19 protein-coding genes and 1 pseudogene are annotated in these 20,898 nt (G+C 48.7%); 10 read left to right on the top strand and 10 right to left on the bottom strand.

The features are described from left to right. Position 1: 1 nt before the first annotated feature. Both leuB and leuA read right to left on the bottom strand, forming a co-directional pair. The gene (leuB, locus tag IE064_RS13060; protein WP_189618158.1) at positions 2-1,096 is read right to left on the bottom strand and encodes a 3-isopropylmalate dehydrogenase; all 1,095 of its coding nucleotides are present in this window, start codon (positions 1,094-1,096) and stop codon (positions 2-4) included. Then, entirely contained in the window at positions 1,093-2,661 is a 1,569-nt protein-coding gene (gene leuA, locus IE064_RS13055; protein WP_189618157.1) for a 2-isopropylmalate synthase, read from the bottom strand. Before leuA ends, leuB begins: the two co-directional genes overlap by 4 nt. A gap of 452 nt (positions 2,662-3,113) precedes the next feature. Here leuA and IE064_RS13050 point away from each other — a divergent pair, with 452 nt between their 5' ends. Beyond that, complete coding sequence (locus tag IE064_RS13050; protein ID WP_189618156.1) at positions 3,114-4,862, top strand: tetratricopeptide repeat protein; 1,749 nt, start codon at positions 3,114-3,116, stop codon at positions 4,860-4,862. Here the strand turns inward: IE064_RS13050 and recQ are convergent. After that, the gene (recQ, locus tag IE064_RS13045) at positions 4,844-6,619 is read right to left on the bottom strand and encodes a DNA helicase RecQ (RefSeq protein ID WP_373295269.1); all 1,776 of its coding nucleotides are present in this window, start codon (positions 6,617-6,619) and stop codon (positions 4,844-4,846) included. The two genes, IE064_RS13050 and recQ, sit on opposite strands and share 19 nt — an antisense overlap. Positions 6,620-6,856: 237 nt before the next feature. On the opposite strand from recQ, the gene rarD reads away from it, so the two are divergent. Further along, a complete protein-coding gene (rarD, locus tag IE064_RS13040) occupies positions 6,857-7,741 on the top strand; it encodes an EamA family transporter RarD (RefSeq protein WP_189618155.1) in 885 nt (294 codons plus the stop codon). Here the strand turns inward: rarD and IE064_RS13035 are convergent. The 5 genes from IE064_RS13035 to radC all read right to left on the bottom strand — a co-directional run bounded on the left by IE064_RS13035 (position 7,721) and on the right by radC (position 11,178). Further along, a complete protein-coding gene (locus IE064_RS13035; RefSeq protein WP_189618154.1) occupies positions 7,721-8,260 on the bottom strand; it encodes a PH domain-containing protein in 540 nt (179 codons plus the stop codon). The two genes, rarD and IE064_RS13035, sit on opposite strands and share 21 nt — an antisense overlap. A 111-nt stretch (positions 8,261-8,371) precedes the next feature. Then, positions 8,372-9,691 (bottom strand): amino-acid N-acetyltransferase, encoded by a 1,320-nt coding sequence (argA, locus tag IE064_RS13030; protein WP_189618153.1) that lies wholly within the window; start codon positions 9,689-9,691, stop codon positions 8,372-8,374. Positions 9,692-9,961: 270 nt separating this feature from the next. After that, positions 9,962-10,135, bottom strand: a complete 174-nt coding sequence (gene rpmG, locus IE064_RS13025; protein WP_133040119.1) for a 50S ribosomal protein L33 — start codon at positions 10,133-10,135, stop codon at positions 9,962-9,964. Between the two features lie 6 nt (positions 10,136-10,141). Then, positions 10,142-10,378, bottom strand: a complete 237-nt coding sequence (rpmB, locus tag IE064_RS13020; RefSeq protein ID WP_028769274.1) for a 50S ribosomal protein L28 — start codon at positions 10,376-10,378, stop codon at positions 10,142-10,144. Positions 10,379-10,500: 122 nt separating this feature from the next. Then, positions 10,501-11,178 (bottom strand): RadC family protein, encoded by a 678-nt coding sequence (gene radC / locus IE064_RS13015; RefSeq protein WP_189618152.1) that lies wholly within the window; start codon positions 11,176-11,178, stop codon positions 10,501-10,503. 136 nt (positions 11,179-11,314) lie between these two features. Between radC and coaBC the strand changes: the two genes are divergently transcribed. The 5 genes from coaBC to folE all read left to right on the top strand — a co-directional run bounded on the left by coaBC (position 11,315) and on the right by folE (position 16,421). Continuing rightward, the gene (gene coaBC / locus IE064_RS13010; protein ID WP_189618151.1) at positions 11,315-12,505 is read left to right on the top strand and encodes a bifunctional phosphopantothenoylcysteine decarboxylase/phosphopantothenate--cysteine ligase CoaBC; all 1,191 of its coding nucleotides are present in this window, start codon (positions 11,315-11,317) and stop codon (positions 12,503-12,505) included. A gap of 2 nt (positions 12,506-12,507) precedes the next feature. Next, positions 12,508-12,966 carry a dUTP diphosphatase gene (gene dut, locus IE064_RS13005; protein WP_133040116.1) on the top strand — a complete coding sequence of 153 codons (459 nt, stop codon included), beginning with the start codon at positions 12,508-12,510 and terminating at the stop codon, positions 12,964-12,966. A 15-nt stretch (positions 12,967-12,981) separates the two neighbouring features. Next, on the top strand, positions 12,982-13,572 hold the full coding sequence (gene slmA, locus IE064_RS13000; RefSeq protein ID WP_133040115.1) for a nucleoid occlusion factor SlmA: 591 nt from the start codon (positions 12,982-12,984) through the stop codon (positions 13,570-13,572). Between the two features lie 38 nt (positions 13,573-13,610). Next, entirely contained in the window at positions 13,611-15,572 is a 1,962-nt protein-coding gene (locus IE064_RS12995) for an alpha/beta hydrolase family protein (RefSeq protein WP_189618150.1), read from the top strand. A 204-nt stretch (positions 15,573-15,776) separates the two neighbouring features. After that, positions 15,777-16,421, top strand: a complete 645-nt coding sequence (gene folE, locus IE064_RS12990) for a GTP cyclohydrolase I FolE (RefSeq protein WP_133040113.1) — start codon at positions 15,777-15,779, stop codon at positions 16,419-16,421. Positions 16,422-16,482: 61 nt separating this feature from the next. Here folE and pyrE read toward each other — a convergent pair whose 3' ends face one another. Together pyrE and rph are read right to left on the bottom strand one after the other, a co-directional pair. Next, on the bottom strand, positions 16,483-17,124 hold the full coding sequence (gene pyrE / locus IE064_RS12985) for an orotate phosphoribosyltransferase (protein WP_189618149.1): 642 nt from the start codon (positions 17,122-17,124) through the stop codon (positions 16,483-16,485). Between the two features lie 52 nt (positions 17,125-17,176). Beyond that, positions 17,177-17,890 (bottom strand): ribonuclease PH, encoded by a 714-nt coding sequence (rph, locus tag IE064_RS12980; protein ID WP_133040717.1) that lies wholly within the window; start codon positions 17,888-17,890, stop codon positions 17,177-17,179. Positions 17,891-18,061: 171 nt separating this feature from the next. Between rph and IE064_RS12975 the strand changes: the two genes are divergently transcribed. The 3 genes and pseudogenes from IE064_RS12975 (at position 18,062) to IE064_RS18160 (ending at position 20,686) form a co-directional block, all read left to right on the top strand. After that, positions 18,062-18,925, top strand: a complete 864-nt coding sequence (locus IE064_RS12975; protein WP_189618148.1) for a YicC/YloC family endoribonuclease — start codon at positions 18,062-18,064, stop codon at positions 18,923-18,925. Between the two features lie 344 nt (positions 18,926-19,269). Then, positions 19,270-20,526, top strand: a pseudogene (locus IE064_RS12970) (tyrosine-type recombinase/integrase). Position 20,527: 1 nt separating this feature from the next. Then, positions 20,528-20,686 (top strand): hypothetical protein, encoded by a 159-nt coding sequence (locus IE064_RS18160; RefSeq protein ID WP_229800046.1) that lies wholly within the window; start codon positions 20,528-20,530, stop codon positions 20,684-20,686. Positions 20,687-20,898: the final 212 nt, after the last annotated feature.

Here is a 20,898-nt window from a genome sequence, read left to right as displayed (position 1 = left end):
GTCACACCCCGTCCCGGATAGCATTGGCGATAAAATCGCCCATCTGTTTGGTTGTTTTCGCTTGGTCACGCTGTGCCGCAGGTAATAGTTCACCTGTTAGGAAACCCTCTGCCAACGCTTTACCAACGGCCCGTTCAATCGCACAAGCCGCGTCTTCCTGTTTCAACGAATAACGCAACATCAGTGCAGCAGAGAGGATCTGCGCCACTGGGTTAGCAATGCCTTTACCCGCAATATCCGGGGCGCTACCGCCCGCGGGTTCATATAAACCGAAACCGCTGCCATTGATGGAAGCAGAAGACAACAACCCCATGGACCCCGTCAACATCGCGATTTCATCAGACAAGATGTCACCGAACAGGTTGGAACACAGCACGACATCAAAATCAAACGGGCGCCGCAGTAATTGCATGGTGGCATTATCGATATACATATGCTCCAACGTGACATCCGGGTAATCTTTTGCCACCTCTTCGACGACTTCGCGCCACAATACGGAACAGGCCAGTACGTTGGCTTTGTCGATTGAGGTCACTTTCTGCTTGCGCAGCCTGGCGGTTTCAAAAGCAATTTTTGCGATACGCCGAATTTCGCGGCGACTGTAGCGCATAGTGTCAAAGGCTTCTTCTGTTTCGCCTTCCCCCTGACGACCTTTGGGCTTGCCAAAGTAGATACCGCCGGTCAGTTCGCGCACACACACCACATCAAAACCTTGGGAGGAGATATCTGCACGTAGCGGGGACAAAGACTCCAAGCCATCGTGTAATCGTGCTGGACGCAGGTTACAGAACAGTTCGAAATGACCGCGTAGTGGCAATAACGCACCACGCTCAGGTTGACTATCTGGTGGCAAATGCTGCCATTTCGGACCACCCACTGAACCGAACAATATAGCATCCGCCTGCTCACAACCTCTCAGGGTGGCCTCTGGCAACGGACATCCATAGTTGTCAATCGCGGCACCGCCCACATCATATTCACTGTAGGTGATATCCAGACCGAAACGCTGTTCTACCTCGACCAGCACTTTGCGAGCTTCGGTCATCACTTCCGGGCCGATACCGTCGCCCGCCAACACGGCTACCTTGTAACTCATACGCCACCCAATTCCTTCTTTTCCATAATTTTCTGTTTTTGATCGGCAACCTGATCTGCTCTGTGGATCAGGTTCATCACATATACCAGTGCCGATGCCGACGCTTCAACCACATCGGTAGCTAGACCAACGCCGTGGAAATTCTGCCCACGATATCGCGCGGTAATATCCACCTGTCCCAGCGCATCCTGGCCTTCGCCCTTAGCGCTCAGCTTGTAGCTGTTAATATTGACTTCCGTGCCACTGGCTTTCGCAATGGCACGATAGGCCGCATCAACCGGACCGTTACCACTGGCAGTCGCATTAACCGTTTCATCACCAATATTCAATTGTACCGTGGCAGATGCTTCACCTTGAATGGAGTCAGATGCAATGGCTAACTGTGCCATCTGATAATACTCATCGCCGTCAATCTTACCTTCCATGAATACCAGTGCTTCCAGATCGTAGTCAAACACCTGACCTTTCTTATCCGCCAACTTCAGGAACTTGTCATACAGCAGATCCAGTGAGTAATCACTCTCACCATAGCCCATTTCCTGCATGCGGTGCTTAATGACGTGGCGGCCAGAACGGGAGGTCATATTCAGATTATTGCGATTCAGCCCGATACTTTCTGGGGTCATGATTTCATAGGTGTTTTTCGCCTTCAACATGCCGTCCTGATGAATACCAGACGAATGGGTAAAAGCATTGGAACCGACAATCGCCTTATTAGGCTGCACCGGCATGTTGCAAATCTGGCTGACCAAAGCGGAAGTACGGTATATTTCCTTCGCGTTGATATTGGTTGCCAAACCCAGGAAATCTTTGCGGGTTGCCAAGATCATTGCAATCTCTTCCAGCGAACAGTTACCGGCACGTTCGCCAATACCATTGACGGTACATTCAATTTGGCGGGCCCCCTGCTGCACCGCAGAGATGGAGTTCGCCACAGACAACCCCAAATCATCATGGCAATGTACGGAAATTACCGCTTGGTCGATGTTCGGCACCCGATTAAACAAGGTCTGGATAATCCCACCAAACTCGTTAGGGATGGTGTAACCCACGGTATCGGGGATATTAATGGTACGCGCCCCCGCCGCAATGGCCGCTTCCACCATGCGGCACAAATTATCAATGGGCGTACGTCCTGCATCTTCACAGGAAAACTCTACATCGTCGGTAAAGCGGCGAGCATATTTAACCGCACCAACGGCCATTTCCAGAACCTGATCAAAAGAGCGTTTCAGCTTACTTTCGACATGAATATTGGAGGTAGAGATAAAGGTATGAATGCGGAACTGCTCTGCTACCGCCAGCGCCTGCGCCGCGGCATCAATATCTTTTTCCAATGCTCGCGACAAGGCACAAACACGGCTGTTTTTGATTGTACGCGCGATGGTTTGCACCGATTCAAAATCGCCAGGAGAAGAAACTGGGAAGCCCACTTCCATGATGTCCACCCCCAAGCGTTCAAGCGCTAGGGCGATCTGCAATTTGTCTTTTACGGACAAACTGGCAGCCAACGCCTGTTCACCGTCACGCAATGTGGTATCAAAAATAAATACTTTGTCAGACATCTGATTTCTCCATCAGTAATATCGCTCATATCAATACATTTGTGTTGAAAACAAAAAACCCCGCGGGATCAGCGCGGGGTTTTGAGTTTTCATTTTACTATCGGGTAGACAGCTTCAACTCCTCCGCGCAACGCCTGCGAGAGTAAGGAGGAGGAGTGAGAGAGAACTAATGTAACTATTCATACCAGATAATAGAATTCGGCGACTGTTAATAACTGTGTTGTCATTTCAATTTAATGCGGTCCAATAATTAACCGGCTTAGGGCTTGCTGTCAACCTCATTTTGCCTGCAGCCAAAAACTCACCGCGATATTTACATGAAGTTTCCTTGCATCATCCAACATAAATGATGTTTCCGCCTTGTTTTTCTGTGCAACATCTTGCTAAAAACACGCTATAATCGCCGCCTGATTTTTCACCACCTGTTATCTCCAAAGACAAGCGGAGTGTAAATGGACTTTCGTATTTTGGTATTGGGCCTGTCACTATTGGCATGGCCAGTAGCTGCCGATACCGACAAAGACATGGATGACCTTGTGTCATTGATTTATCAATACCCCGATGCTGCCAAGCAAAAATTGGAGGCCATTGGGCAACAGCCACTGACGCAACAACAACAGCTACGACAGCAAGTATTGATGTGCCAAACATTGGTACAACTCGGTGAACATCGCCAAGCGATTAATTTAGCTCAAACGTCCCAACAGCAAGCTCGCCATAGCAAGCTTGAGCAAGCCATCGTATATTTTCAGACGTGCGAAGCGGATGCATATGGTGACCAAGAAGACTTTAAGCGCGCGTTTACCCTGCTCGATATTGCCATTGAGGAGTCAAAAAATCGTAATCAGCCACAGGCAATTGTCGGTTCGTTAAGGCTCAAAGGTACGCTTGAGTATGCGGTAAGTAACTACAGTGCCGCCATTGAGAGTCTTCGTTTGGCGTTGGATGTCTACCCAGACCTAGAAAAACAGCGAGACCATTGGGTGTGGCCACCCATCGCCTATCTGTATGCGGATATGGCAGGGGTAATGCACGCCACAGGGGACTTATCCCAAGCAGATTATTACTTGGATCTCGCGTTAAAAACGCCAGAAACAAAAGGCAAAGTCAAGCAAGCACTTGCGGTCATGGGAGCAAGAATTGCGTTGGATGCAGGTGACAGAGCTAAAAGCCTGCGGATGCTGCAAAGTGCCATCGAACTGCTACCAGAAATTAGTTCACCTTTAGAAAGGGCTTTCAGTCAAGCGCAGATAGGCTCTATCGAATTAATGTTAGGGAACCTTGCCGAGGCGGAAGCGGACATCACCGCCGCATCAGCAATATTTGTAAACAACAAAAATTTGCTATGGGAGTTAAGAGTTGAGCGGCTTTTGGCACAGATCCGGATTGCACAAAAGCGCCCAGATGCCGCACTGCGTTACCTCAATTCATCCGCTAACCTCGCTCAGCGGCTGTCACAGTATGATGACCTGTCGCGCACCTATTTCCTCGAAGCCAAGCTTTATGCTGAGAATGACGATTATAAAAATGCTTACCTCAGTATGCTCAAAAATGTTGCCGCTGGAGAAAAAGCCCAGCAAAAACTCAACAACACCCAATTCATGCAGTACAAAGCCAAACTGGAACTGCAAGAACAACAAAAAACTAAAGCGCAGCAACTCATAAGTGAGGCGGCAGCAAATCAGCAACAACAACTCAATCGAATCTATGCGTTCATTATTTTTCTGTTACTGATAATTGCTGGTTTAGCTACCTGGATCTTCGGTAAAAGCCGCGGCTGGAACCTAGCAGTACATCTAAACCAAAGTAGCGATGAACAGTTGGCAGAACATATGCTCAACACTGCTAAAAATGCCGGTTATCCCTTAAGCGTATTGCTACTTGATATTCGCCATGTCAGACAGATTGAGCTGCCGTTGCTGCAGGATGAAATTGAGAAAAAGCTACGTGAACAAGATAAGTTACTGCAACACTCTGCTACAGAGTTACTCATTCTACTACCTTATACATCGGCCATCGGCTCAGAAAGAGTGATAGCGCAGTTGGAGCCGGTACTGCAACGCTGGCACACCGCTAAAATACATCTGGGAGCAGCATCGCTGACACAACCGGATACGCTGCAAACTCTGTTAAAAAGAGCCAATGCGAATCAATTGAACCGTAGCAGAAGTGATGATGGGCTTCAGTCTGCGGCGAGATAAGTAGTAATCTCATCGAGAAACTGCTGACCGAAACGGGCGAGTTTGCGCTCACCCACACCGTTGACCGCCAGCAGTTCACCTTCACTGGTGGGTAACAGTGCCGCCATTTCTGCCAGCGTGGCATCGTTAAAGACAAGGTATGGTGGCACATCTAATTCTTCTGCGACTTCTCGACGTAAGCCCTTGAGCCGTGCAAAAAGCTTGCGGTCATAATTCAACGGCGGCTGATGTCCATGCCGGCGGCGGCTGACCGCAAGCGTCAGCCGTGGCTCAGCTAACATCAACGCCACCTCACCCCGAAGTACCGGTCTTGCCGCATCGTTCAAGAGCAAACAGGAACCTCGAGTAATATCCTGATTGATCAAGCCTAGGTGGATCAACTGACGAATGACGCTCAACCAGTATTCATGAGGTTTGTCTTTGCCTACCCCCCAGGTTGACAGCTTATCATGCCCCCGGTCTATCACGTTCGCAGCAGCAGAACCTCGCAACACCTCAATAAGATGATTGATGCCAAAACGTTGCTTCAGACGATAAACACAGGAAAGCACCTTTTGCGCATCCTCAGTACCGTTATAACGTTTGGGCGGATCCAGACAGATATCACAGTTACCGCAGGGACGATCCGCAGCTTCGCCAAAATAATGCAGCAAGACCTGTCGACGACAGGTTTGAGCTTCTGCAAAAGCCGCCATCGTATTGAGCTTGTGGAGTTCCACTTCTTGTTGTGGTCCGGGCGTTCCTTGGTCAATCAAATGGCGCACTCGGCCAATATCGGCTGGCTCAAATAGCAATAATGCCTCGGCTTCCAGTCCGTCACGCCCTGCACGGCCAGTCTCCTGATAATATGATTCAATACTTTTAGGCAGATCATAGTGAACCACGTAACGCACGTTGGACTTATTAATACCCATGCCGAAAGCTACGGTAGCAACCACGATATCCAATTGATCTTTAAGAAAACGTTCCTGCACGCTGCTACGTTCTTGCTGAGTCATACCTGCGTGGTAAGCCTCTGCCGCAAACCCTTGCTGACGCAAGCGGACTGCCACTTCGTCAACCCGCCGACGACTGGAACAATAGACGATGCCAGATGCCCCATGCTGCGCACTGATAAACTGTCGTAACTGATTAGCAGCATTCAGTTTTTCTGCCACGGTATAGCGGATATTCGGCCGATCAAAGCTAGACAATAAGATGTAAGGCTGAATACCTAAATGCTGACAGATATCCAGACGAGTGGCATTATCGGCGGTGGCCGTCAGGGCCATAATAGGCACAGTGGGAAAGGTCTGTTTCAGCATACCCAATTGCGCATACTCGGGGCGAAAATCATGTCCCCACTGACTGATACAATGCGCTTCATCAATGGCAAACATTGCTACGCCTAGGTATTGCAGACGTTCGATAAACTCGGGTTGCAGCAACCGCTCAGGAGAAATATAAAGTAAACGGATCTCCCCTTGATGTAGCTGTCTTAATAGCTGCAGTTGTTGGTCTCGTGGCAATGACGAATTCAGATAGGCAGCGTTTACCCCAGATTGCAGCAAGCTATCTACCTGATCTTTCATTAAGGAAATCAGCGGTGATACCACCACAGTTAAACCTGACATGACCAACGCAGGCAACTGATAGCACAAGCTTTTACCACCACCCGTTGGCATCACCACCAGACAATCTTGTCCAGCCAGTACCCGCACCATGACATCGCGTTGCCCGGCTCGAAAACTCTGATAGCCAAAAATCTGCCGCAGCATTTGCTCCAATGGCTCGGCAGCATTTAACAGTGGTGGTTCTAGGGGGAAATTAATAGCGTGTTCCATCATTAGGTGCTATGACACAAATCTTGCTTATTCTAACGGACTCAAATAGCCAAGCACCAGCCAGAACTGCGGTTTTCTATGAGAGTTCGGTAACGCTACACAACTGTGCTTGCTAATTCAGCAGCTTGCCCCATACAATCCAAGTTCTTTGTTGCTGCAACTCCCCTTATCATGGCTGAATCTGAATACCGTAAAGGCATTATTCTGGCACTCTGTGCCTATATTTTCTGGGGATTTGCCCCGCTGTACTTCAAGCTGTTACATGATGTATCTCCGCTGGAGATCCTTATCCATCGTATTGTATGGTCCTTCATACTGATGGGGCTAATGATGAGTCTTTTGGGAGGATTTGGACATCTCAGAGCCTTGTTACGTCGCCCCAAACAGCTATTAGTGTTACTGACCACATCGGTGCTAGTCGCCAGTAACTGGCTGTTATTTATCTGGGCGGTAAACAACAACCACCTATTGGATGCCAGTCTAGGATATTTTATTAATCCGCTGTTTAACGTAATGCTCGGGCTAATCTTTCTTTCTGAGAAGCTCAATCGCTGGCAGTGGCTTGCCGTGTCGTTGGCCGCTTTGGGCGTTGCCATCCAGTTAATCTCATTTGGTTCGATCCCATTAGTCTCATTAGGCCTAGCGGCAACATTTGGCTTTTATGGCTTGTTACGGAAAAAGGTTAACGTTGACGCTGCAACCGGTTTGTTAGTGGAGACGGCGGTGCTAGTGCCTCCCGCACTCCTGTTTGTTATCTTTGGCGATGCACCAACCACCAGCCATATGTTGGCAAACAGCTGGCAATTAAATCTGTTACTGGTGGCTGCTGGGGTTATCACCACCATTCCCTTACTGTGTTTTGCTGGCGCAGCAGTGCGTATCCCGTTGAGCACTCTTGGATTCTTTCAGTACGTAGGTCCGAGTATTATGTTTATCATGGCAATCGTCTGGTTCCACGAGCAGTTTGACATGGAAAAGAGTGTCACCTTTGGCTTTATCTGGGCAGCGCTGGCGATTTTCACCAGCAATATGCTGTTAAGGCGAAGGCGTGGCTGAGTTTGCATGTAATGCTGCCAGAAAAGATGGCGCATCTGCAGTACTCACCAGCAATGTATAGCCCAGATCGGTTGGTAGCATTACCACGTTGTGACTATCAGATATGGCGGCAAACGCTTTGTTACCGGATTCCAACCGGAACCATCCTAGGCTATAACCTGGTAGTCCGACACCATTGGTACGCCAAGATAGAGAGGGCGTCTCTTTATCCTGTAGATTTATTTGCCGCACATGCTGCAGCTGTAGATGCGATAGGGCAATACTTTGGCTATACAAGGGTACTTTAATATCCAGCGTCTTAGCAGAAACTGACATACCGGCAGTGTTCGCTTGCCAATAGATCCAGCTGAAAAAACCTATCGTTGCCAACAACAAGCCAGCAGATGCTGCTTTGGCGCCCGCCGGCATTTGCTTGAGCAACAAAAACAGTAACAGTACCAAGAGCACTAATAGCAGCACACAGAAACTGGCGTGCGCCGCTTTGCTGAGCGGGGCAAGTACAAACCATTGATTATCCATATTAAGTGCTCCATTATTCTAGAGTTGGCCGCTTTAGTTTTAGCCATCACGACATAATATGTCAACCTTTAATCCAACTGTAAAAAAGCCCTGCAAGACAGGGCTTAATGATCAGAGTTCCAACCGTAAAATTTTTGAACGTCGCTGATAGTTATACAGCTGCTTTTTCTTCTGCGGTAACGCTTCTACTTCCACCATCTCAAAGCCATGCTCCAAGAACCAGTGAATGCTACGGGTGGTCAACGCAAACAGGTGCGCATAGCCACGGACTTTTGCCTGATTGATGATATTTTTAAGCAGCAGGCTCCCTCTGTCATCATCTCGATAATCTGGATGCACCACTAGGCAAGCAAATTCGCCAGCATTGTCTTCCTCGAACGGATATAACGCTGCACAGCCGATGATCAGGCCATCACGCTCAATCACCATGAACTGTTCAATTTCACGCTCCAGTTGTTCACGGGAACGGCGTACCAGCACTCCCTGCTCTTCCAGCGGACGGATAAGATTGAGGATACCACCGATATCCGCAATAGATGCTCTACGTAAACGTTCAGCACTCTCAGTGACGATTTGAGTACCAATACCCTCACGGGTAAACAGCTCCTGCAGTAACGCCCCATCCTCTTCATAGCTGACTAAGTGACAGCGTGGCACCCCAGCGCGGCAGGCATCAATACTGGCTTTCAAAAAGGCCAAAGTGCCACGATCCACATCTTCCTTTTCTGCCAATTGGCTGAGTATTTTCTGCGCATCGTTCGGCATCAGTTCAGCGATAACTTCGCCAAATTCATCTTCAATGCCGTGACGTGAAGAAAACCCGATAATTTTGTCGGCCTTGAGTTTGATGGCCACATGGGTGGCAACCTCTTCCGCTGTCAGGTTGAAGCTTTCACCGGTCACAGACGCCGCAATAGGCCCCATCAACACAATACCGCCGGTATCTAATAAGCGTTTTAACCCTTGGCTATCAATACGGCGGACTTTTCCTGACAAACAGAAATCCACCCCATTATCGACCCCTAATGGCTGCGCAATAACAAAGTTACCGCTGACAACGTTGATTTGAGCCCCCTGCATTGGGGTGTTGGAAAGGCTCATCGACAATCTGGCAGTAATATCAAACTGCAGCGAACCCGCAACCTGCTTAATGATCTTAAGCGTACTTTCGTCGGTGATACGCACGCCATTATGATAGGCGGGTGCAATATCATTCTGCGCTAACGCAGCATCAATTTGCGGTCTGGCACCGTAAACCAGCACCACTTTTATCCCTAAACTATGCAGCAAGGCTACATCGTTGATTATTGAACGGAACATTCCGTGGGCAACAGCTTCACCACCAAGCATCACCACAAAAGTCTTGCCTCGATGGGCATTGACGTAGGGAGCCGAGTGACGAAAGGAGTCAACCAATTCAGTGGTACGCACCTTGTGTTTTGCCTCTTACAATAGCGATAAAAAGAAAAACATGCTGATGGCATGTGTTGCGCGTCATGCTAATGCATTTTAATTCACTTTAAAAGCATTTGTTTTCACACTACACAACCTGCATTTAGTTATACCGAGATGATATGACAACAGGCTGACAAGCAACGGGATTTTACAATATTTGCGCATATATTGCGTGTTTTTCATCCCATAACAAAAAAGCCCTTCGACAACTGTCAAAGGGCTTTTCAGCATTCAGCATAAAAACAATTACTTGATTTTAGCTTCTTTGTAGATAACGTGCTGACGGATCACGGGATCAAATTTTTTGATCTCCATTTTCTCAGGCATGTTGCGCTTATTCTTGTCAGTAGTGTAGAAGTGACCGGTCTTAGCGCTAGATACCAGTTTGATCTTTTCGCGGTTGCCTTTACCTTTAGCCATTTTCTATTACACCTTTTCGCCACGGGCACGAAGTTCAGCTACAACCACTTCGATACCTTTCTTGTCGATAATGCGCATACCTTTGGTAGAAACGCGCAATTGAACAAAACGCTTTTCGTCTTCCAACCAGAAACGATGGTTCTGCAGGTTAGGCAAGAAACGACGACGCGTTGCGTTTTTCGCGTGCGAACGGTTGTTACCAACCATTGGACGCTTGCCAGTAACTTGGCATACTCTAGACATGTCAATCTTCTCCAAAAACAATTTCTAACGCTCGAGCATTCATGTACCCCGTATGGCCGTCGCCCGAGGCACAAAGAGGGCGCATGTTATACTAGATAATTGGATAAAGATCAAGCCAATGATCATTCCAACCACCCGCGCTCCGCGAACGAAACTATCTCACAATCGCCCACAACCATATGATCCAACAAAGGGACATCAATAGTTGTCAGCGCGTTATTTAATCGCTCGGTAATTCGCCGATCCGCCAAGCTGGGTTCAGCCACGCCAGACGGATGATTATGGCAAACAATGACCGCTGCAGCCTGCTTTTCCAACACCAGACGCACAACTTCACGAGGATAAACAGAAGCGGCATCAAGTGTTCCCCGAAACAGTTCAACGAACTGGATCACCCTGTGCTGGCTGTCCAGCAATAATATGGCAAACACTTCGTAGGCTCGGTCCGCCAATTGTCGCATTAAATAGTCGCGAGTTAAATCAGGATTTGTCAAAACCGTCCCTCTTTGCAACTTTTCTCGCGAAATTCTGCGGGAAATCTCAGCCGCGGCCTGCAACTGGGCAAATTTTACTGGTCCCACTCCCGGTAAACGGCACACCTGCTCCAAAGGGGCAGCCAAAAGTTGGCGCAGAGAACCAAAAGCTAGCAGCATCTCCCGCGCCATATCCACTGCATTCTGCCCAGGTAGGCCACTGCGTAACAACACCGCCAACAACTCTGCATCGCTGAGTCCTCCTGCACCATGCAGCAGCATTTTTTCTCTTGGGCCTTCGCCTTCCGGCCAGTCTCTTATCGCCATTGTGAGTTCCTTTGCACACATCACCATCGTCCATTCCCGGTTAAGTATGGTCGAACTTTTCCAACCTGCGACTACGACACACCGTATGCTTTATGGTATGTTTAGCGCCAATTACTCCACCAAGTCGAATCTAGCTATGAGCCTGATGCATAAAAAAATCCTGTTGGGTATTGGTGGTGGTATCGCCGCTTATAAAAGTGCTGATCTGGTGCGCCGACTGAAAGAACGCGGCGCAGAGGTCAGAGTGGTGATGAGCGCTAGTGCCACCCAGTTCATCACGCCATTGACCTTGCAAGCGGTATCTGGAAATCCCGTGGCGACCGATCTGCTTGACCCAGCGGCCGAAGCCGGTATGGGTCATATTGAACTGGCGCGTTGGGCAGATTTGTATATCATCGCACCAGCTACTGCTAACCTGCTGGCACGTTTTCGAGCGGGAATGGCAGATGAATTGATTACCACGATTGCCCTTGCCACTTCCGCGCCGTTAGCGGTATGTCCGGCAATGAATCAACAGATGTATCAACATCCAGCAACACAGGATAATCTCAGCATCTTGGCTGACCGAGGCGTAACCTTTTGGGGGCCTGGCGTTGGCAGTCAAGCTTGTGGTGAAATTGGCCCAGGGCGCATGTTGGAGCCGTTAGAAATAGCTACGCTTGCCGAGCATTTTTTTGCTGCACCGTTGTTACAAGGACAGAAGATCCTACTGACGGCAGGTCCGACCCGAGAAGCCATCGATCCGGTGCGTTATATTTCTAACCACAGTTCGGGGAAAATGGGCTTTGCCTTGGCATCGGCGGCGGCCAGCATGGGAGCAACAGTAACACTGGTGAGCGGACCGGTAACCCTGCCAACGCCGACAGGTGTGCAGCGCATTGATGTTGAATCAGCGCAGCAGATGTTTGATGCCGTGATGGCGCACCTGCCTGAACAACAGATATTTATTGGATGTGCCGCAGTCGCCGACTATCGCGCGGCAACACCTGCCGCCAGTAAAATCAAGAAAAGCCAAGACACCATGCAACTACAGCTCGTCAGAAACCCCGATATTCTGGCAACGGTGGCCGCACAAACCCCAAAGCCCTTTACCGTAGGTTTTGCAGCAGAGACCCATAATCTTGAGCAATATGCATTGGATAAATTGCAGCGAAAACATTTGGATATGATTGCGGCCAACGATGTTTCTGTCGCAGGACTAGGATTTAATGCCGAGCAAAACGCGCTAAAAGTATTTACAAAAGATGGCTGTCACGAACTGCCCGCCACCGATAAACTGAACCTCGCCAACCAATTACTGACGCTAATCGCTAACTATAAAAACTAACCATGAAAACACCGATCGAACTGAAAATTCTTGATGGCCGTATTGGCAACGAATTCCCTTTACCTGCCTATGCCACTCCAGGTAGCGCAGGCATGGATCTGCGGGCAATGCTCGATGCACCACTCACGGTAGCACCCGGGCAGACAGTCCTCATTCCCACTGGCATTGCCGTCCATGTGGCCGACCCGGCGTTGGCAGCAGTTATTCTGCCGCGCTCCGGCCTAGGTCATAAACATGGCATTGTGCTAGGCAATTTAGTGGGGCTTATCGACTCCGATTATCAAGGACCACTGATGGTATCGTGCTGGAATCGCAGTGATAACCCCTTCCAGATAGAGATTGGAGACCGTCTAGCACAACTGGTATTTGTGCCTGTGGTACAAGCGCAATTTACTGTGGTTGACGAGTTTGCCGCGTCTGACCGTGGCGAAGGCGGTTTTGGGCACTCCGGTACCAAGTAAGCTCCGGAGCCATTGATGACCAAAGAAAAAATTAATCGTCGCGACCATATTCTGCAGTGCCTAGCGCAGATGTTGGAAACCAATCCTGGACAGCGGATCACCACCGCAAAATTGGCGTCTGAAGTCGGGGTTTCAGAGGCGGCACTTTACCGCCATTTTCCCAGTAAAGCCCGCATGTTTGAAGGACTTATCGAATTTATCGAGGAGTCCTTATTGTCGCGCGCTAACCTGATTATGACCGAAGAAAAGGACACCATGCGCCGCTGTCAGCTGATGTTACAACTACTACTGGTATTTGCTGAGCGCAATCCCGGTATCTCACGGCTACTCAACGGCGACGCATTATTGGGTGAACACGAACGATTACGGGAGCGGGTTAACCAGATTTTTGCCAAATTTGAGACCCATCTGAAACAGATCCTGCGCGAAAAATCACTGCGGGAAGGTCAGAAATTTCATATCGATGAAGGTGTTTTAGCCAACATGCTATTGGCTGTTGCTGAAGGCCATATTGCCCAATTTGTTCGCAGTGAATTTCAGCAAAAGCCCACTCAACATTTTGAAGAACAGTGGTTGTTTATTCAAAAGCAGCTGCTACAAAGTTAACTGTCGTAAGTAAAAGGGTATCTTCACAAGGACGTTCTATGAAATTGTTTTGGCTGTCTATTGTTATTGGGCTGCTTGCTGTAGTTCCGGCATCGCTCGCCAGTGAAATCTCCGAATCTGCTTTGCTATTCAGCAAAGGGGCCAGTTTCTCCGAGGTGAAAGTCTCTCCCGGCGGCGAATACTTGGCCGTCAAAATGAAGCATGAGGGCAAGAAACGCCTGCTGATTTTTAACACCGAAGACATGAAACTGATGCATTCGGTATTTTTTGCAGGCAATGCTCAAGTAGGAAGCTACGCGTGGGTCAACGATGAACGGCTAGTCCTCGCTAAAGAATATCTTAAAGGTTGGGATGCACAACCTCAGTATTATGGCGAATTGATGGCCGTTAATGCTGATGGGAAAAAAGCCAGTTACCTGTTTGGTTATGCTTCAACGGAGCAGCAGGCTGGCTCTCATATCCAAAAGAATACTGCTATTGATGCCACGGCTTACATCTTAGACCCGCTTCCAAACGATAAGCGTTATATGCTGGTAAGCGCTATTCCGTGGGGAAACCATACCACACTGACCCGCGACATATTGCAAGATGTTTACCGGGTTGATGTATACCGCGGCGTCAGACAACGGTTAATGACTGCTCCGGTGGGTAATGCTCGCTTTATGACCGACACCAATGGCGAAGTGCGTATCGCCGTTGGCGAAGACAGCAAGAATGACACTCAGGTCTTTTATCGTCACGATGGTGCATGGGTCAACAGCCAGCAGCTGCAACTGAACCATTTCAAGCCCATCTCGTTTGCAACTGACGACAACAGTATCTATGCCACCGCTAATGTTCAAGGCGAGCCCGACAGTGTTTATCAGGTTAATCTGTCGACTGGCGATAAAAAGAAAGTCGTGAGTGATCCTACCGTTGACCCATCCCATTTCTGGATCAATCCACAAAATGGCCAACTGTATGCGGTGGAGTTTGAAAATGGCTACCCAGCCTACTCCTTTGTCAGCGCTGAAGACCCACGTAGTCAGTACCTGAAGCAACTATTACAGAGTTTGCCCGGGTATCAGGTCCGTATTGTCAGTGAAGATCGTCAAGGCGATAAACTGGTGATTCTGGCTTTCAACGATCGGGATCCTGGCACGTATTACCTGTATTACCCTCAGCAACATAAATTACGGCCATTGCTTAAAGTCATGGAGGGTATCGACCCGGCCAAGATGGCTGAAGTCCAGCCACTGAATATTAAGGCAAGAGATGGATTAGAGATCCAAGCGTTTCTGACCTTACCATTGAATAAACCACAAAAGTCGCTGCCCTTGATTGTCAATCCCCATGGCGGCCCCCATTACGTTCGTGATTATTGGGAATTTATTCCGCAGAACCAGTTTCTGGCCGCACATGGGTATGCGGTTCTACAGGTAAACTACCGAGGTTCCGGTGGCTATGGAGAAGCTTTCCAAGAGGCAGGGTTTCAGAAGTGGAGCAGTGACATACAGTATGACATTATCGATGCCACTCGTTATTTGATAGATCAGGGCATTGCCGATAAGAACCGCATCTGCATCGTCGGCGCGAGTTTTGGCGGCTATAGCGCCCTACAGAGTGCGGAACTTGCCCCCGATCTGTTCAGATGTGCCGTTGGTGAAGCCGGGGTCTATGATTTACCGATGATGTTTACTGAAGGTGATGTGCAAAAGTCTGACTCTGGAGTTAGTTATTTAAAACAGGTGCTAGGTGACAATCTCCAAACATTGCAAGCCATGTCGCCAGCAAACCACGTGGATAAGCTTAAAGCTAAGTTGCTGCTTGTTCACGGCGGTAATGATGAACGTGCGCCCATAGAGCAGTTTGAAGCTCTGGAGAAATCCCTGAAACAACAGCATTATCCTTATGAGAAAATGGTCATCGATGACGAAGGTCATGGTTTTTATCGGGACAGTGATCGTGCGGCGTTTTATCAACGATTACTGGATTTCCTAGACAATAACCTCAAACAATAATGCGAAATATTGACGTTATGGCGGCAGTTAGATTCCTCAGCGAATACGCCATAACGTCCATTAATAAGAATCTTACACCACTGACGCTGTATGAAATTAATGCAAATGGCAGTATCCTCCGCATCCCGATATAATGTGAGGAATATCACAACCGCCGTAATGTGCAGTCGATGTTTCGCTGGTTTCTGCACAGGAGAACTATAAATGGCGTTATCAGAAGCAGCAAAAACCGTGCAGGCAGCATTGCTAGCAAAAGGGCTGGAAACACCTATGGTGCCTTGCAAGCTAAGTAATGATGAGCGCAAACTCCAAATCGAAGGACATATTCGAGATATTCTACAACTGATGTCCTTGGATCTGACCGATGACAGTCTGGCAGATACCCCAAAACGCATCGCCAAGATGTATGTTGATGAAATATTTTCTGGACTGGATTACCAGAATTTCCCGAAGATCACGGTGATTGATAACAAAATGGGATTTGATGAGATGGTGCGAGTGCAGGATATCAGCCTGACAAGTACTTGTGAACATCATCTGGTCACCATCGATGGCACGGCTACCATCGCCTACCTGCCGCGTAAAAAAATTATTGGACTGTCGAAGATCAACCGGATTGTGCGCTTCTTTTCCCAGCGTCCCCAAGTGCAGGAGCGACTGACACAACAGGTGTTGGTGGCCTTGCAGGCGTTACTGGAAACCAAAGATGTCGCGGTGAAAATCGACGCTGTGCATTACTGCGTCAAAGCTCGAGGGGTCATGGACTCCACCAGCTCCACCACTACCACTGCGCTAGGAGGGATTTTCAAATCCAACCCAGCCACCAGAGCTGAATTTTTACACCCTTGAAGTTAACGCACTATAAAGTAAAAAAGCCTGGCAGAGCCAAGCTTTTTATAGTCACATTCGTTCATATCCCATACTGCTGGCGATAGGCTTGAACTGCCGCCAGCTCACCTTCCATCCCCAGCTTTTCGCTGAGATAAGCTATCAGATCCGCCAGCTTAATGATCGCAACAATATGGCAGCCAAAATCACGCTCTACTTCCTGGATGGCAGATAACTCGCCGCGACCTTTTTCTTGGCGATCCAAGGCGATCAACACCCCTGCCAACATCGCACTATTAGCCTGAATAATCTCCATGGATTCTCGGATAGCCGTGCCCGCAGTAATCACGTCATCAACCAGCATAACCCTACCTTTAAGATCACTGCCAACCAAGTTGCCGCCTTCACCGTGATCTTTCTTTTCCTTACGGTTAAAACAATAGGGGATATCAATACCGTGATGTTCTGCCAGCGCTACCGCCGTAGTGGTGGCGATAGGGATACCTTTGTAAGCCGGACCAAACAACAGGTCATATTCAATGTCTGAGTCAACCAACGCCGCCGCATAAAACCGTCCCAAACGAGCTAAATCACCACCGGTATTAAATAACCCGGCATTAAAAAAATAGGGGCTTTTACGACCGGATTTCAAAGTAAATTCACCAAAACGCAGCACATTACGTTGTAAGGCAAATTCAATAAACTCTCGCTGATAAGCTTTCACGTCAGTTCCTGTTATGTAAGGTTGGTAGTGTACTTGGTTATCAATATTGTTTTTAGCTTAATGCGGCTTTCTGCACATCAACGATTTCGCGAATGCCATGTTTGGCCAGCTCCAGCAGGCTTGCCAGTTCTTCGTGACTAAAGGGTTCACCCTCAGCGGTGCCCTGTACTTCAATAATCTTGCCGGTTTCAGTCATCACCACATTCATATCGGTTTCGGCGGCGCTATCCTCCACATATTCCAAGTCACACACCGGCTCACCATCAAAAATACCGACGCTCACAGCGGCAATCAGGAACTTCAGCGGATTAGTCTTGATAATACCCTTAGCGCGCGCCCAATTCAGGGCATCAACCAACGCCACACAGCCCCCGGTAATCGCTGCGGTTCTGGTGCCACCATCGGCCTGGATCACGTCACAATCAATAACGATGGTGTTTTCGCCCAGCAGTTTCATATCAACCGCTGCCCGCAAAGAACGGCCAATGAGTCGCTGGATCTCTTGGGTTCTGCCAGACTGCTTGCCTCGCGCCGCTTCACGGTCCATGCGACTATGCGTTGAGCGCGGCAACATGCCATATTCGGCAGTTACCCACCCCTGTCCTTGCCCTTTCAGAAAACGCGGAACGCCTTCTTCAAAACTCGCGGTACATAACACCTTGGTGTTGCCAAATTCAACTAACACTGAGCCTTCGGCATGGGCTGTGTATTGGCGGGTAATCGTGACCGGGCGGATTTGAGCCGGTGTTCTGGTGCTGGGGCGCATAACAACTTCCTGAATCTAATAAATGTGGCGCCTATTATAGGACCTGACACCAGGGAGTGCTACGCTAGATCTAACACCACCCTGCGATTCTGGCCGACATGCCTTTAACCCTAGGTGACAGATGTCTATAATCAAGGCTTTATCGTCACAAACGACTTACGGGATACTTTCATGATCCATAGTATGACCGCCTATGCCCGCGTAGAGCATAAAGCTACCTGGGGCAATGCGTCTTGGGAAATTCGTTCCGTTAACCAACGTTACCTGGAAACCTATCTGCGCCTGCCTGAACAGCTGCGGAGCTTGGAGCCGATTCTGCGAGACAAACTTCGACAACGGCTTAACCGTGGAAAAATAGAAGTGAATCTCCGTTATGAACTGAAAGGTGACCAAGACAACCAACTGACACTCAACGAAGATTTGGCTCGGCAATTATTGAAAGCCGCTCAATGGGTAAAAGACGAAGCTAGCGAAGGCCGATTGGAGTTACTGGACATTCTGCGTTGGCCAGGAGTCATCTCTGCGCAAGAGCAAGACATGGATGCCATAGGCACCGAGCTATTAGCAGCGTTTGATAATGCCATTGATCAGTTTATTGAAGCCAGAGCCCGTGAAGGCGAAGCGATTAACGCCATGCTGCTGAGCCGCCTGGAAGGTGTAGAACAACAGATCGCAATCGTCCGAGAACAAATGCCCAAAGTCATCGAGTGGCAACGTGAAAAACTCACCAACCGATTGGCAGAAGTGAAAGGCGAACTCGACCCTGTTCGCATTGAACAGGAAATGGTACTGACTGCCCAAAAACTGGATGTGGCGGAAGAGATGGATCGCCTTGAGGCACATGTTAAAGAAGCCCGGCGTATCCTGAAAAAAGGTGGTGCCGAGGGCCGCCGCTTAGATTTCATGATGCAGGAATTTAACCGCGAATCAAACACGCTGGCGTCTAAATCTATCTGCACTGAGACCACTGCCGCTGCCATTGAGTTAAAGGTTTTAATAGAGCAGATGCGCGAACAGATCCAAAACATCGAATAATTTTTTTACCGTCCAAGAATGTCTTAAAAGTCCTGCTATTTCTTTGTAAATTCAGGACTTTTTAATTTTCCCCGTCCAAATCGGTTTGCAGATGTCCGTTACCAGTTGCTGTTTAAGTGGTGGGCAAAATGGTGGGCAAACCCTGTTTTTGACTCAATAAGCAAAAAGTCAAGGTATCTGGTGAACAGATTTTTGCATCTATCTCACCACCGGCTTATGCCATCTCCACTTATCGTGCTGCTTGCAGATTGTTCACTCAACTATCGAACCATTCGATAAACAAACCGTGGTGGGCAATGGTGAGCAAATTTTGACGATTTCTTAGGAATATAGAGTAACAAACGATAGCAAAACTAACCGCAACTCAGGTGCAGTATTATGCTCGCACCGCAGCAGCAAACAAAAAATGCAGTGATGGTAATAGCCTTTATTTTTGCGTAAGAAAATCTGGCATGCCGTATTGGATGCTAAAAGGTATCCCAGCCTAAACGGACGACGAGAAGCCACGCTCGGCCAATACCCAAGCATGACCTTAGCAGAGGCTCGACTTAAATCGTCTAATGCAGCTACAACTTCAGCAAGGTGAAGACCCATTAGCAATTCGCGCTATTGAAACCATCCCTGAGATCCAAAATGTCAGTCAGCTGTTTCAAGACTGGTATGCCAAAGACTTAAGTCGCCGATTACAGCACCCCAATATACCCAAACGTGTTTTTACCAAAGAGATTGCACCATTGATTGGTCAACTCCCTATCCAAGCAGTGCGGCCAACACATGTTCGTGAAGTATTAAAACGCATTCGACAAAGTAACCGCCCTACCATTGCCAACGACACCTTGATGTACATGAAACAGCTGTTTCGACATGCGATAAAGCTCGACTTAACGCTGAACAACCCAGCCGCAGCATTTACCGTGGACGATGCAGGTGGCGTGGAGTCCAGTAAAGACAGGATGCTCAGCAAAGAGGAAATTCACTACGCCTTTAGCGTGTTTCATACCCATATCAATAGCTTTGGCCGCGACAACTACCTCGCTTGCTGCCTGTTTTTGGTGTTGGGCGTACGCAAAAGCGAATTGTGCGAAGCCATGTGGCGTGAAATGGATTTAACCACAGCCGTGTGGGATCTGCCCAAAGAACGCAGCAAAACCGGCGTGCCAATCAGCATACCCTTACCATGCCAAGCCATTGCTTGGTTTAACGAGTTGCAAATCCGCGCTTGTGGCTCGCCTTATGTTTTCCCAGCCAGACGAGCAAGCCATCGTCCACATATGGGGCCAGATACGCTGAACGGTGCCATTTCTAAACTCTTTGGTCGCGAGCCTGGGCGCAAAAAACAGCCTCCCAATAAAATGGGCAAACTTGAACACTTCACCGTACATGATTTGCGCCGCACCTTTCGCAGCCTTGCCGCCTCTTTGGGCATTGCAGGCAACGTGACCGAACGCTGCCTTAATCATAAGCTAAAAGGCGTTGAGGGCATCTACGACCGCCACGATTACTTTGAAGAGCGCCGAATTGCCCATCAAACCGTGGCTGATGTAGTTGAACCACTGGTGAACTTTGAGCCACATTCGCAACAGCACGCAGGAGGGCGTTAACATGCCATTTATGATGCGATTCGCCCCCATTACCTTTCCAATAGCCATGCTGGCAGGCCTTGGCTGGTGTATTGGCATTGCCCTACTCGAACAGCCTTATGGTATAGGCTACGCACTTACTCGGTATTGCCTGATGGTATTCGTGGTACTCGCTCCTTAGCTGACGCTAAAACTCACGTTCTACGTGATTGTCAGTCTAGGACGCAAACTGGGGCTCATCCCGCCTGCACGCCCAACGTACAGCCTAGGTTATGAAGAATCATTCTATTAGTTCAGGGTGTTAGCCTTCATCGATGGCAAACGCAGCCGTATGCCGAAAAAGCCAATCAGGAGAAACTAACAAGCCACCCATTTGCTCACTTACCGTGGGCA

Source organism: Shewanella fodinae (assembly GCF_014651955.1).
Lineage (GTDB): Bacteria > Pseudomonadota > Gammaproteobacteria > Enterobacterales > Shewanellaceae > Shewanella > Shewanella fodinae.
This window is presented reverse-complemented; position numbering and strand designations above follow the sequence as displayed.

Coding starts and splice junctions, on each gene's coding strand:
- IE064_RS18160 (WP_229800046.1), top strand. CDS start 20,528: ATGCCATTTATGATGCGATTCGCCCCCATTACCTTTCCAATAGCCATG.
- IE064_RS12975 (WP_189618148.1), top strand. CDS start 18,062: ATGATCCATAGTATGACCGCCTATGCCCGCGTAGAGCATAAAGCTACC.
- IE064_RS12995 (WP_189618150.1), top strand. CDS start 13,611: ATGAAATTGTTTTGGCTGTCTATTGTTATTGGGCTGCTTGCTGTAGTT.
- coaBC (WP_189618151.1), top strand. CDS start 11,315: ATGAGCCTGATGCATAAAAAAATCCTGTTGGGTATTGGTGGTGGTATC.
- leuB (WP_189618158.1), bottom strand. CDS start 1,096: ATGAGTTACAAGGTAGCCGTGTTGGCGGGCGACGGTATCGGCCCGGAA.
- dut (WP_133040116.1), top strand. CDS start 12,508: ATGAAAACACCGATCGAACTGAAAATTCTTGATGGCCGTATTGGCAAC.
- rpmB (WP_028769274.1), bottom strand. CDS start 10,378: ATGTCTAGAGTATGCCAAGTTACTGGCAAGCGTCCAATGGTTGGTAAC.
- rarD (WP_189618155.1), top strand. CDS start 6,857: ATGGCTGAATCTGAATACCGTAAAGGCATTATTCTGGCACTCTGTGCC.
- IE064_RS13050 (WP_189618156.1), top strand. CDS start 3,114: ATGGACTTTCGTATTTTGGTATTGGGCCTGTCACTATTGGCATGGCCA.
- rpmG (WP_133040119.1), bottom strand. CDS start 10,135: ATGGCTAAAGGTAAAGGCAACCGCGAAAAGATCAAACTGGTATCTAGC.
- IE064_RS13035 (WP_189618154.1), bottom strand. CDS start 8,260: ATGGATAATCAATGGTTTGTACTTGCCCCGCTCAGCAAAGCGGCGCAC.
- leuA (WP_189618157.1), bottom strand. CDS start 2,661: ATGTCTGACAAAGTATTTATTTTTGATACCACATTGCGTGACGGTGAA.
- folE (WP_133040113.1), top strand. CDS start 15,777: ATGGCGTTATCAGAAGCAGCAAAAACCGTGCAGGCAGCATTGCTAGCA.
- recQ (WP_373295269.1), bottom strand. CDS start 6,619: ATGCTGCGGCAGATTTTTGGCTATCAGAGTTTTCGAGCCGGGCAACGC.
- radC (WP_189618152.1), bottom strand. CDS start 11,178: ATGGCGATAAGAGACTGGCCGGAAGGCGAAGGCCCAAGAGAAAAAATG.
- slmA (WP_133040115.1), top strand. CDS start 12,982: ATGACCAAAGAAAAAATTAATCGTCGCGACCATATTCTGCAGTGCCTA.
- rph (WP_133040717.1), bottom strand. CDS start 17,890: ATGCGCCCCAGCACCAGAACACCGGCTCAAATCCGCCCGGTCACGATT.